Source organism: Algoriphagus winogradskyi (assembly GCF_900182815.1).
In the GTDB taxonomy this organism is placed as follows: Bacteria; Bacteroidota; Bacteroidia; order Cytophagales; family Cyclobacteriaceae; genus Algoriphagus; species Algoriphagus winogradskyi.
In genome coordinates, this window is the sequence record NZ_FXUA01000001.1 from 380737 (window position 1) to 394993 (window position 14257).

Below are 14257 nucleotides of genomic sequence, written 5' to 3' on the forward strand. Positions count from 1 at the left end.
TACAAGTGATCGAAGTGATCTGAATTCTTAAGTTTACTTATCTTACTATGCTTTTGCCACCTTACTGGTAAACATCCGGATATACATAAAATGAGAAAGCTTGTTTACAGACTTTTCCTATCAAATTGTAAAATTCATTTACCTAACTAGTAGATTTACCATCAACAATCAATTTTTACCATGTCTGCTAATAATTTTAATATCAAAGGGTTAACAGATCATCAGGTTTTTGAATCAAGGAAAAAGCATGGCAAAAACCAGTTTGATTATAAAAAAGAGAGTGGATTTTTTGAAGCAGTAAAAAGCGTAGTAAAAGAACCCATGGTCATTTTATTATTAGCCACCTCTGTGATTTATTTTATCAGTGGTAAAATGGACGATGGCATTTTTATGGCTTTCGCTATTGTCTTGGTGGCAGGAATTTCCCTTTATCAAGACTCAAGAAGTAGAAATGCCCTAGAAAAACTGAAGGACCTCTCCCAGCCTGTTTGCAAGGTGATTCGCAACAATGAAATTCTGGAAGTAAAAAGCGAAGAGTTGGTAATTGGTGACAGTCTTATAATTGAAGAAGGAGGCGCTGTGGCTGCAGATGGTGTGATTGTTCATTCCAATGATTTTTCGGTGAACGAATCCATACTTACCGGTGAATCTTTAGCAGTATCTAAGGATGCCACCGGTAATGAAAATCAAGTGTTCACAGGCACCTCGGTTGCCAGTGGATTGGCAGTAATCACTATTACTGCAATCGGTAATCAGACAAAGCTTGGGAAAATCGGCAAAAGCCTGGAATCGATTCAGGAAGAAAAAACACCTCTAGAACTACAGATAAACAGTTTTGTGAAGAAAATGGTGATTGTAGGCGTGATTGTCTTCGCTATTGTATGGGTCATAAACTACTTCCAATCCCACAGTTTTACCAATAGTTTACTGAAAGCTCTTACACTAGCGATGAGCATATTGCCGGAAGAGATTCCAGTCGCCTTTACTACGTTTATGGCGCTAGGTGCTTGGAGACTGATGAAAATGGGTATTATCGTCAAGCAGATGAAGACTGTAGAAACCCTAGGTAGCGCTACGGTTATTTGCACAGACAAGACTGGTACTCTCACAGAAAACAGGATGAGCTTAGCAAAGATCTTCACGCTGGATTCCGGTAAAATTTGGAATTCAGAAAATATAGAAAATCAAGATGAAAAAGATCTAATAAGGCTTGCCATGTGGGCTAGTGAGCCTATTCCATTTGATCCCATGGAAATAGCCCTTCATAAGGCGTATGAAAACATTGTTGAGTCAGACGAGAGAGGCAATTTCAGGCTGGTTCATGAATATCCATTAGGTGGCAAACCTCCTATGATGACTCATGTTTTTGAAAGTTCATCTGGAGATCGCATCATAGCAGCCAAAGGAGCACCAGAGGCGATTATTAATGTTTCTGATTTAAAAACAGATCAAAAAAACCAACTGGAAGCTGCCCTGACCGAACTTACCAAAGAAGGTTACCGCGTGTTGGGTGTAGGTGAAGCGAAATTTGAAGGCAATGATTTCCCAAAAGAGCAGCAGGATTTTCCTTTTGCATTTAAAGGGATAGTGGCATTTTATGACCCTCCTAAGAAAAACATAGCTAAGGTTTTGGAGGATTTTTATACAGCCAAAATTGCTGTAAAAATAATCACTGGAGATAATTCTACAACAACAGAAGCCATAGCCAAGCAAGTTGGTTTTCGGGGATATGAAAAAAGTATTTCAGGCGAAGAGCTCATTAGCTTATCCGAGGAAGCACTGCAAAAAACTGTGAATGAGGTTCAGGTATTTACCCGAATGTTTCCAGAAGCCAAGTTGAAAATAATCAATGCGCTGAAAAAGAATAATGAGATTGTGGCTATGGTGGGTGATGGCGTAAATGATGGCCCAGCACTTAAAGCGGCACATATTGGTGTTGCCATGGGTAGTAAAGGAACTGAGATTGCAAAGCAAGCCGCATCCCTGATACTTAAGGAGGATGATCTATCTAAAATGGTGGATGCCGTGGCAATGGGAAGAAAGATATATGCTAACCTGAAAAAAGCCATTCAATACATCATTTCAATCCATATCCCTATTATTTTAACTGTATTTCTTCCATTGGCTTTAGGCTGGTTGTACCCTACTATATTTTCTCCGGTACATATCATTTTCCTTGAGCTGGTCATGGGGCCTACTTGTTCCATCATCTACGAAAATGAGCCCATAGAAAAAAACAGCATGTCTCAAAAACCTCGTGCAATGACCAGTACTTTTTTCAATTTGAGAGAACTCACCACCAGCATAGTACAAGGCTTGGTAATAACTGCAGGCACCCTACTGATTTACCAATACGCTGTAAACCAAGGATTAAATGAGCCACTCACAAGAACCCTGGTTTTCACAGTCCTCATTTCTGCCAATGTGATGTTAACTCTGGTAAATCGTTCGTTCTACTATTCCATTTTTACAACCGTCCGGTATAAAAATAAGCTCGTATTCCTGATCGTAGGCATTACGATTTTTATTACCACTTTACTGCTTTATGTCAAGCCCTTCTCAAGATTTTTCGATTTTGAGACACCAAGTTTAACCAACCTATCACTAGCAGTAGGGACCGGCATACTATCAGTTATCTGGTACGAGGGGGTGAAATGGAGGAAAAGAAAAAAGGTGGAATAAATCATCCCACCTCCTTATTCTACTTATTTCAGCTACTTAAAGCAGTCTATCTGAACCAGAATTCAGACGAAATCATTTCCATAGGACCCTCCTCAAATTTCCAGGACAATTCCAGTTGAGGTGTTGCATCATCCTTCAGCAAATAGATCTTAACGGGATGGTAACCCGCTTCCAAATAAACAGATCCTTCGGGGGAATTAGTTGTTTCAAAATTACCATCCAAAACGGCGATATCATGAATACGCATGAAGAAATGACTTTCCTTTCTATCTGCTTTAAATGTGTATTTCCCACCTTGCGGAATCTTAATATACCCTTGCCAAAGCACAAGGTTCCCCTTACCTGTTACTTTCTCAACAGAAGGAAAATCGACAAGCTGCTTGGAAATGGCTTTTCCAATTTCAGCAGGAATCCATGCACTGCTAACTTGATGAGTGGTCATTTGTAATCCTTTTTCGACTTTCCCAAGCTCTAATGCTGGTACTAATGCAGAGTCATAAGGCCTTGGGGCACTCAAATCGGCTATTCTACTTCGTAATACGGTAGATTTAAAATCCTTCTGAAGGGCAGGGTTTTCTACTGCGAGATTATTCCCCTGCTGCGGATCTATTAGGACATTATAAATCTCAAAATCCTCCTCCTGATTTTTAATATCATAGCGAACACCGACCATATCCCCTTTTCTGATCATTTGCATCTGCCCTCGTTTCCTGCCTCGATGGGAATCCAAGAACTCGGAGTAGTTAGGGAATTTCCCGTTTTGAAAATATTCTATATAAATCTCGCTTGGAGCTTGTTTGCCTTTTCCAATCAGAGATGGCAAAAGTGATACACCATCTGTTCTTATCGGAGCAAATGCTCCCGAGGCATCAGCAAAAGTCGCCATCCAATCATAAGAAATACTTGGGGAAGTCACCACAGTTCCTGCTTTGATTTGCGAAGGCCAATAGGCAATGGTAGCTGTTCGTAACCCACCTTCATACACATCACGTTTGATTCCATCGAAATGAGCAAAGTTATTGAAGAATTCAGGTGTGTAATTGGCATACTCTTTTGGTAAATAAGACTCTTCGGAAGGGCCATTATCTGAAGTGAAAATCACTAAGGTGTTTTCTGCTATTTCTAAATCGTTTAGCAGCTGAAGCAAATCACCAACTTGATCATCGATCCGCTTGCTCACGGTAGCATACCTCTGATAAGTAGTTGGCCATGCTACCTCAGCTGTATTTGGGTCTTTGTCATGATCGTAAGTTGCATTTGCAAACTCAGGATAGGTAAATGAATCCACTTCACCAGATGCCGTATTGATCATATGCCCAGGAGTCCCCAGCCACTTCATTCCGCCATTTAAACCTCCTCCTGCTGGATAATCCTGCGTGGGCAATTCTAATACAGCATGAGGCGTATCATAGGCCAGATACATAAAAAATGGCTTATCAGCTTTCTCCTTTTGATGAGAAATGATAAAATCTTTTGCTTTGGCGGTAAACAAATCTCCTGTGTAACTTTTATCCAGACCCTTTACAATTTCGTAGCCCTCGTAAACTTCTTTGCTTCCCCGGTAGATTCCTTCCACCGGATAATGCTCGTGACCGTCACCATGTCTGATGTACCCAAAGTACTGATCAAAGCCCTTTTTTAAAGGATGGGCAGGCCAATTGGGTGCTTCCCCTTTACCCTGTAATCCCCATTTTCCAATGGCAATGGTTTCATACCCCACAGATTTAAGCACATCCGCTACTGTATAGTTATCTCCGATTTCTTTATCAAACTGATTATCCCGAACGTGGGCATGACCTTGATTTACCCCCATAAGAATAGAAGCCCTGGAAGGAGCACAAACTGGAGCTGCAGTATAATGATTGGTCAGCATAGCTCCTTCATTTGCCATTTTATCCAACATTGGGGTCATTATCCAAGGCTCACTTCGATCGTTTAGAGCTTTTCTTTCATTTTGGAAAAAAACTCCAATATCACCATAGCCTAGGTCATCCACGAGGATAAAAATAATATTAGGCCTGTCAGAAGTCTGGGCAAAACCGGGAAAAATTAGTGTCAATAACAGCAGTAGCATTATGCTTAAAATGTAGTTCTTTTTCATTTGTATGATCGAACGATAAATGAGTTAATAAATGAGGTTGTGGTTCGTAGCTATAAATCCCTTCTGAACAGAATCTATTTTTGAAACTAGACTGAAATGCAGACGGTACCTATTTTTCTGATTGATAAAAGCCCTTCAATCTGAAAGAGTTGAAGGGCTTAATTATAAATTAAAATTTGGTTACCAACCAGGGTTCTGTTCCAAATTTGGATTAAGAGCAATCTCCTCTGATGGAACCGGATACAGATACTGGTAATCTTCCCATGCCGGTGGGTTACCACTGAAGAACTGAATGTATCCTTCAGATGCTCCACCTTGAATAGGAATTCTATTATTCACCTCTGAACCAACAATCCAGCGACCTAGCTTTGGATCATCAGTATAATCCATTTTCTTCCATCTTCTTAGGTCATCAAATCTAAAACCTTCAGCCATCAATTCGATGCCACGCTCACGTCTGATTTCCCACAATATAGGATCAACTTCAGGATCGCGTGTAGGGTCAAAATCTGCAGTAATACTTCCTACACTCATTGGCGCTACGTTACCTCTTTCTCTTAGCTTATTGATCGTCATATCAGCAACGGATTGGTCAAATTCATCCAATTCCCACTTTGCCTCAGCATAGTTTATTAACACTTCTCCCATTCTAAATATAGGCGCATCACTGAAGTCATTGTTCTGAATATCGTGGAGACGGTTGTAGTACTTAAATAACTTGTAACCTGTTCTTGAAACATTGTAAGGATCTCCCTCATTGAAATCTCTATAATGTGGAGAAACTCTTAAAATGTATCCAGCATGATTTCTAGAAGGCAATACTTTTTGATTTTCAGAGGATATACCAGCCATAAAATCTATGTACTCTCTATCCTTAGGATCATCCGAATGTGCCCAAGCCAATCGGTCACCAGAAACTGGCTTCACTCTAAAAGGAGGAGTGATCGTATACAGCATTCTCAAATCCCTACCTCTGAATTCAGCATAAGGGTCCTTATCTGTTTCAAAATCAGGGCTATTCCAGATCGTCTGTCCATCTTGCATCAGATAGGAATCAGCACCACGTTTTGTTATATCCCAGTTACCTGCGGAATTTCTATGCCTAGAGGTTAAGCTATGAGTCAAAATTCCGTTTTCATATCTTTTGAATAGCAAAATACCAGGGACTCCATCTAAAGATTCACTGTTAAACACCTCATTGTAGTTAGGGTGAAGAGTAGGATTATTAGCTATAAGCTGTTCTGATGCTTTGATGGATTCTCTCAGGAACTCTTCTCCGCCTTGCAATCCATGGTATTTTCTCCAAGTCCCCTCAAACAGCCCGAATCTTGAGATCAAAGCCCGAACCACATCACTGCTAATAGTATTGGTTCCTACCCCATTGGTGCCTGGCTCAATGATATTATCTACTGCAAACAACAAATCATCCATCATATTTTTAGCAACCTCTTCTCTTGGAGTCCTAGGTGCAAATAATAGTTCATCATTGTCTGTCAACACTCGGTCTATCCAAGGCACATCGCCATAAGCAGCGATCTTGGAATAGTAATCATAGGCTCTGAAGAAATAACAAGTTGCCCTCCAATGGTTCTTCTCTGCTTCTGTCATATTAGACTCTTCCAAATTATCGAGCATAATATTCGTACGGCGAACAAAAGAAAAATCCCAAATAGAAGATGAAGTAGGAATAGTCTGCCTGCCCCATATCCAGGGTGAGCCTTGACTCGAATTATTTTGCATCATCAAATCAGCATCCCAATCGCTATTCACTGGGCCAAAATCATAACCTGGGAATATGGTGTAAAAACCATAGGCATAGGTTTGGGAAACTTGAAAATTCTCAAAAGCATTATCTTCAGAAAATGCTAATTCTGGCTTTTTATCCAAGGTGCTTTCAACACAGCTAAATGTGAAAAGTGACACCGAAAGACCGAAAGCTATATTTTTAATTAATTTCATCTGTTTATTATTTTAAATGGTCAGATGGAATCTCGCATAATCGATGATCAACCTTTTATTTGAAGACCTCGACATGCTCGATTTCATAATTTTCAATTTTTAAAATGTCACATTAAGTCCGAAGGAAACCTTCTTAATAAATGGATAATTACCCCCATTGTTGATACCTGTCAAATCAGCATCAAGCCCATCTGGCAGATGATCAAAATTCAATAGATTTTCTCCTGAGACATACATTCTAAATCGAGTGATCTTAAGTTTATCCAATAGCTGATCACTTAATGTGTAGCCAACGGTAATATTCTGAAGTCTTAGATAAGCTCCATTAGCCAAGTATTTAGTTTGGACTCTTCTACTGTTTCCGTAATTGCCGCCTCCATTTGGATAGTTTCTTGGATAAAAAGCATCCGTATTTTCAGGCGTCCAGTAATCCAGCTGGTGTGCATACACCGTTGTGAATTCAAATGTATATGGGAAGGAAACCGGATTATTGATCCAAACATCTCGCTGACCAATGCCTCTAATTAGAAATGAGAGATCAAAATTGCTATAGGAAACATAGCCATTTACGCCAAATTCCATACCTCTAGTAGAGTTACCAATAATAGACCGATCTCCAGGATCGTCTAATGTACTATTGCCAGTAAAAATTTCCCCATCTCCATTAAGATCAAGATATTTTATATCTCCTGGGTTTTGATTAACTCCTTTGTATGATGGCACTCCATCTTTCAATTCTCCATTTAATAAATTATCATCTAGTGAACCTTCAACAAAATCATCTATGGTGTAATACCCATCCGTGGTGAATCCCCAGATTTCATTGATATTCTGACCTACATAAAACTGACTTAGAAGCCCAGCTTCATTCTGGAAACGAGTAATCTCAGTATTACTGTTGTAAAGATTAAAACCTAAGCTATAATTAAGCTTATTAAAATTTTCACGCCATTTTATATCGAGCTCCCATCCGATGGTTTTTAAATCTGCCACATTTTGTAGAGGAGCAGTTGCTCCTAATACACCAGGAAGTTGAGTTCCTGCGGCTAGCATATCCAGTGTTTGTCTGTTATACCAGTCGAATGTTGTAAACAACTTATTCTCAAACAATCCAAAATCAACCCCGACGTTAGTAGTCCTTACTCTTTCCCAAGAGTAATTCGCACTTACAAGACCAGGGGCACTTAAACTCACTGCTCTTACGCCAGTATCATTGTCTATCCAGCCAATATTTGATGAATTCATTGTAGGTAGGTAAGGATAATTGCCCCAAGCTCCTTCTACTGCCTGATTTCCAATTTCCCCCCAAGAACCTCTCAACTTAAGTTCTGTGATCGCTTTTGCTACACCTGCCATAAATGGTTCTCTACTCACTTTCCAGGCACCTGAGAATGAAGGGAAAAATCCGAAACGATTTCCTTCAGGGAACCTAGAAGAGCCATCATATCTACCATTTGCCTCCAATAAATATTTATCTTTAAACTGGTAGTTTGCTCTACCAAAGAACCCTACAATACCATAATCGGTATAAAAATCACTCACATTGACCACACCAGTAGCAGTAGAAAGTCCTGGGTTGGAAGGTGAAATCAATTCCTGTCTAGAAGCATTAAAGCCTTCATTGACAGAAACCTGATTGTTCATCCCAACCATAAAATTGAAATCGTGCTCACCAAAAGATTTGTCATACTTACCATACAGATTGACAGCATGGTAATTCCTTTTATTCGAACTAGTAAAATAGGAAGATGCTCCTGGATTGTAAGGTGTGATAGAAAGAGTAGCCGGATTGATCATGGTCGGAGTAAACGACGGTGAACTAATCTCATTTCTACTTTTTTCAAAAGTATACTCAGCATTAAGCTCCATTCCAGGCAATGGCTTATAGGTACCTTTCAAAAAGAATCGAATCACTTCTTCAAAATTCTCACGCTCGGGAGAGTACCTGATCATATTTGCCGGTGTAGCAAATGGAATTTGCTCACTCCCACCTAAGTTGTCACTTCCTATAGGAGTTGCAGAATGAAAGTTAATGGCACTGTAATACAGATTATTCCAGTTACCACTCAGAGGACCTGTTCTCAATCCATTTTTATAGATGGTATTAAGCGTAGTACTGAATTTTGGGCTAAACTGTGTAGTGAGGTCAACATTCGCAGTATATCGAGTATAACTATCCTTATCAGTCACCATGATCCCATCTTCGTCATTAAAACCAAGTGATACTCTATACGATGTGTTTTCACTACCTCCTTTGACTGAAAGGTTGTGAATCTGCTCAAAACCGCTAGAACCTAGGAACTCGCCATATAAATCATTCTCTCTTACATAGTAACGAAGTCCATTCGGGTCAGTAATATACCCTTCAGGATAAGCACCAGGGTTTGCGTTGTAATCATTGATGTAACCAATCCAATCTGAAACATTTTGTCCAGTCCAATAAGTCTGCTGCCCCCAATCGTCCAACGCGGTAACGAATTCAAGAGGAGAAGCTTTCTCTGGCAAGGTACTTGGCTTTGTGAAACCAAAATTATTTGAATATTCCAGTTTCATTGGTTGCTTTAAACCTCCAGTTTTGGTCGTTATTAAGATAACTCCGAAAGCGGCTTCAGCACCATAAATAGAGGCTGCAGATGCATCTTTAAGAACAACTACATTTTCAATATCCCTAGGGTTGACATCATCCAGACTCATAGGTACATTATTTACCAGTACAAGTGGGGATCCGCCGTTGATTGATGTAAATCCTCTAATATTAATGTTGGTTCCTGAACCAGGCTGACCACTACCATACGTAATCTGTAATCCTGGAACAGTACCCTGTAGTGCTTTTGCAGCATCTGTAACAGGTCTATCTCCAAGTACTCTGTCCATTTTCACAGAAGTAACGGCACCGGAAATATCCTCACGCTCCTTACTCCCGAAACCAACCACAACAATTTCTTCCAGCCCTTCCATATCTTCTTCCAGCACAATATCTACTCGGTCTTGTGCACCAACTGCCACCTCTTGCTTTAGGTAACCAATGTAGCTAACCACCAAAACAGCACCTTCATCAGGCACAGTAAGTGTATAGTTTCCATCAAGATCAGTGACAGTACCTTGTACACTACCTTTTAAAAGAATATTTGCACCAGGTACCCCTAAACCATCTATAGCTGAAGTGACCTTTCCAGAAATTTCTCTCTGTTTCTGTTCTTGTCTAACAACCTTTTCTTTAGAAGCTACTGAGTTGACACTGATCGTCTCATTCACTTGTTTAAATTTCAGTTGGGATTGCTGCGCGATTTCTCCCAGAAATGCTGCAACAGAAGCCCGACTGTTTTTCAGAATTACTTTTTTTGACAGATCTACACCAGCATCTGTATAGAAAAATGTAAAAGGGCTTTTCCTTTCAATTTCTCTGAAAGCATCTTTTATAGACAACTCTCTAGGTTGCATGGAAATCACAACCTTTTCTATATCATCGGCCTGAGTCAGCTCATCTGCCACAGCAGTAGAAAAGACTGACATCCCCAGCAGGAGGACTACTAAAAGGCCTAGATTTAGCAACGGATTTAAAACACGTAAACTCTTAATCATAGTACATCATTTAACATTAGGTTTATTATTTAATTCTCTTTGGACATCTATATCACTGATAGACAGTAGTTAATAGGACTTAGCACAAAATCACTCTTTGGTGAAATTCACAAACACTGTATCCCTATTTATTCTATAATTAAAGTGATTTGAATAACTAAGAACTTCTAAAACATTTTCCAGAGTTTCTCCTTCTTGAAATTTCCCCACTCCCTTAGCTTTGTTGATATTTCCTTTCACTTCAAACTTTACCCCATACCATCTTTCTAAATTTTTGAATATATCTTCAAAAGGAAAATTTCGAAACTCCAATACACCTGAAGTCCATTGAGTTTCCCGGGTGATATCTCCTTTCTTTTTCTCAAAAACGTCTTGTTCTGTAGCTAAAACTGCCTTTTCACCTGGCTCGAGAATGAAAGCCTCATTACTCTGAGAATGGTTAACTCTTACTTTTCCCTCTACTAGTAATACCTCCACTTTACTCTCATTTTCATAAGCTTTGACATTAAAAATGGTCCCTAAGGCTTCGGTATTGAGACCAAGGCTTTTTACCACAAAAGGATGTAAACTATCTTTTGCCACATTGATATAAGCCTCTCCTATCAGTTCAAGATTTCTATTCACAGCAAAATCCTCTGCATAGACTATGGAGCTTTCAGAATTGAGGGAAACCATAGAGCCATCTGGCAATTGAAATTTGGACTTAACCCCCGCAGGATTTGATCTGGTTATTTGCTTTATTTGAACTTGCGCCACTTCAGGAACTGAGTCAGTCGAAGTTATTTTTTGAAAAATAAAAGGCACACCAAGTATGAAAATCAAAATAGCCGCAACTTTATACCAAATAGGAATTGAAGCTCGTTTTGAGTAGCCTTTTAAATCAGGCTTTGTGATAGGTTTCTCATTCTCTAAATTGAAAGCAGACTTCTCTTCATTAATTTTTTCAAGAAGTGAACTCTTATCCCAATCGGCGTAGTCCTTTGTACTTTCTTCGCTCCAATTAGATTCCAATTTGGACTCTAGAAAAATCTTACCCTCGGTGGTATCAAGCCAAGCTGAAAACTCTGCAGCTTCAACTTTTGACATTTTACCTTCAAAAAAATTATTAAACTCCTGATTCTTGTTCATCCAGTATCTCTATTTGAATTATATAGACACCAGACTTTAAAAAGTCCCACTGGATTATTAAAAAAATTTAAAATTTAATTTCAGGATAGCTAACCAACGCCAAAGATGTACAATGAAAAAGTCTAATCTAACAAACTAAGAATCATCAAGAGGGCAATAATTTCTCTATCCTTTATCCTTGTTTTCAGAAACTTGTTAGCCTCAACCAATTGATTTTTAACGGTCTTTTTGGAAATATTTAACTTTTCAGCAATCTCATCCAAAGAAAAAGACTCCATCCTTTTCAGCATAAAAACCTCTCGTTGCCGGGGAGGAAGTTTCTCTACCTCGCGCAATGATGCTTCTAGCATTTCTGCATAAATCAATTCATCCTCAGTTTGATTAGCAATAAAATCTATAGTAGAAACCCATTCATTAGTTTGCAATAATTGCCTTGCATTCCGTTGACAAAGACGCACAACGATGGATTTTAAAATAGAAAGCAAATAAGCATTAAAGCTCAATGAAGGGTCTAGCCTTTCTCTATTTTTCCAAATTTTGATAAAAGTCTCTTGAACTACACCTTCAGCATCTTCATGACTTAAACTCATTTTACGGGAAGTGCTATAGATCTTTAATGCATACTTAGCGTACAAAAAATTAAATGCAGACTCTGAACCCGACCTGAGCTCCTTCACATGGACAGCATCTTCCCCACAAGTTGTCATTTAAAATTTAGTCTAGATTGGGCTATTTTATACGAAGCTAATTAACAAAATTTCTGCAACTTTCTAGTTCTTTTGCACTAATTACCACTATTTTCAAAAATCGATAGTGCCCAAGAAGTGTATAGTATAGAATTGGAATTAAGGGAATTATCCAAATTCTTCAACTCCAATGAACTACCTATACTCAAACGTATTAGGCACCAATCCCAAACTTCCAAGGAAATCTTTACTCGCTGCAGAAGTATTGTATTCAGCATCACCTCTTCCATAAACTTCCTTCACCACTTCAATAAAAGGTTCTTTGTGGCTGGAATAAATCAGGTAATTAATTGCCATAAGAGCTAAATGCCCATTGGAATCCAATACTGAATCCTTGAGTAGCTTTTCTGCCCCTTTACTTTGATTTAACTCATATAGAATCGCAGCCATGGTGATCGCAACGGGAGAGTAAGTATCATCCAGTTTACTTGATAATTGTTCGGCAAATGGTGAGAGCAAATTCCTATCCTGAGACATTAATCCCAGCGCCGCCCAATATCGAATGATTTCATTTTCTGATTGCAAATATTCCAATTGCAGAAGCAGCACTTCCTGATTTCGAAACCCTGCAAGCTTTGCTACCTCATATATTTCAGCAAGAGGATATTGGGAAATTTCTAGGCGATATTCATAAGGATTGGAGCTAGATGAGATTTTATCCAATTCATATTCTGGCAAAAACATTACATCTTTTCTCTCAAGTATGCGTGCATCAAGTTCTCTCCGCATCTTGGTAGCCAACTCTTGAAATTCAGGTTTGTTGATTAGGTTATTTGTTTCCCAGATATCTTTTTCAATATCATATAGGACTTCTGCTTCACGATGCTCAAAAATTCTTTTTTGCAAAGGATTCAAGACATTATTTTTATAGTCGCTCCACATAATCTGCTTGATATCTCCGATTTCCATATATCTGATGTATCTAGCCTCAGGCATAAATGGCATATAGTTCCTGGAATAAATATACCTTCCATCAGTTACCGTACGAACCATATCTATACCATTGTCAGATCGATCAGAAGAAAGAAACACCTTATTTACCTCAGGGCTTCTACGCTCCCCAATCAACACTCTTCCCTTTAGATAATCAGGAGCTTTTCCTCCAGCGAGACTGATCAATGTAGGCGCAAGATCCTCGAAACTAATAAGTTCCTCCGTACTCCCACCTATTTCCCAAGGGGACAAATGCTTATATTTTTCAGGAAACCAAATTGTAAATGGAACTCTGTATCCAAAGTTAATCCCATTGGTTTTGCCTCGTGGCATTCCTTCCCCGTGATCTGCAAAAATGAAAATGATGGTCTCATCCAATAATCCGTCTCCTTCTAATCTGGCTATAAGCTCACCAATTCTGTTGTCCGTTAGTTTTAAGCTATTATACACCCTAGCCATCTGCTTTCGCATCTCTGGACTATCCCTGTAAAAAGGAGGCATCTCAAACTCATTTTCGCCAATTCTATCTTCTTCAGGCAATTGCTCCAACACCTCCTTCACATACCACTCATAAGGATTGGTCATGGTACGGGACTGATGAGATTCGTTGAAATTGAATACTGAGAAAAAAGGTTGTCCCTCCTTCCTATTCCACCACCCTGCATTTCCGGAGCTTTCATCCCAAGCTTCAGCAATGAATCCTTTCTCATTAGCAACATTATAGTCCGTTTTACTATTGTTCGTCGCATAGTATCCAGCTTGCTTCAAATAGAATGGGAAACCTTTAATTTCCGACGGAATCGGGTAATTACTGCGATGATTTCCTGTTCCCAATTCATAGGTCTTCACTCCTGTAATTATAGTGGATCGGCTTGGTGAACAAACAGTTCCGGTAGAAAAAGCATTAGTAAACTGTACTCCTTCCCTTGTGAATTTATCCATGAAAGGAGTACTGGAATCCTTATTTCCATAGCTCCCGATAAATTGTGGAGAGGTGTCTTCAATAGTGATCCAAAGGATATTTGGTTGCTGAGCAAAGCCGGAAAAACTGATAAACGCTATTGCAAGTAATATTGCTTTCAAAAACTTCATGTTGGGCTTTAGTTAATTAATAAAGTAATTGTGA

The 14257-nt window shown here is 39.1% G+C and carries 7 protein-coding genes; 1 reads left to right on the forward strand and 6 read right to left on the reverse strand.

The features are described from left to right. Window positions 1–180 precede the first annotated feature (180 nt). Window positions 181–2682: a cation-translocating P-type ATPase gene (locus QOL76_RS01670; RefSeq protein ID WP_283411285.1), complete on the forward strand. Its 2502-nt coding sequence runs from the start codon at window positions 181–183 to the stop codon at window positions 2680–2682. Between the two features lie 46 nt (window positions 2683–2728). On the opposite strand, the gene QOL76_RS01675 is transcribed toward QOL76_RS01670, so the two are convergent. The 6 genes from QOL76_RS01675 to QOL76_RS01700 all read right to left on the reverse strand — a co-directional run bounded on the left by QOL76_RS01675 (window position 2729) and on the right by QOL76_RS01700 (window position 14223). Then, complete coding sequence (locus QOL76_RS01675) at window positions 2729–4783, reverse strand: sulfatase-like hydrolase/transferase (protein ID WP_283411286.1); 2055 nt, start codon at window positions 4781–4783, stop codon at window positions 2729–2731. Window positions 4784–4963: 180 nt separating this feature from the next. Further along, complete coding sequence (locus QOL76_RS01680) at window positions 4964–6742, reverse strand: RagB/SusD family nutrient uptake outer membrane protein (RefSeq protein WP_283411287.1); 1779 nt, start codon at window positions 6740–6742, stop codon at window positions 4964–4966. Between the two features lie 99 nt (window positions 6743–6841). After that, complete coding sequence (locus QOL76_RS01685) at window positions 6842–10324, reverse strand: SusC/RagA family TonB-linked outer membrane protein (RefSeq protein WP_283411288.1); 3483 nt, start codon at window positions 10322–10324, stop codon at window positions 6842–6844. A 90-nt stretch (window positions 10325–10414) separates the two neighbouring features. Then, entirely contained in the window at window positions 10415–11452 is a 1038-nt protein-coding gene (locus QOL76_RS01690) for a FecR family protein (RefSeq protein WP_283411289.1), read from the reverse strand. A gap of 122 nt (window positions 11453–11574) precedes the next feature. After that, window positions 11575–12159 carry an RNA polymerase sigma factor gene (locus tag QOL76_RS01695; protein ID WP_283411290.1) on the reverse strand — a complete coding sequence of 195 codons (585 nt, stop codon included), beginning with the start codon at window positions 12157–12159 and terminating at the stop codon, window positions 11575–11577. Between the two features lie 174 nt (window positions 12160–12333). After that, window positions 12334–14223: a sulfatase family protein gene (locus tag QOL76_RS01700; protein WP_283411291.1), complete on the reverse strand. Its 1890-nt coding sequence runs from the start codon at window positions 14221–14223 to the stop codon at window positions 12334–12336. Window positions 14224–14257 lie beyond the last annotated feature (34 nt).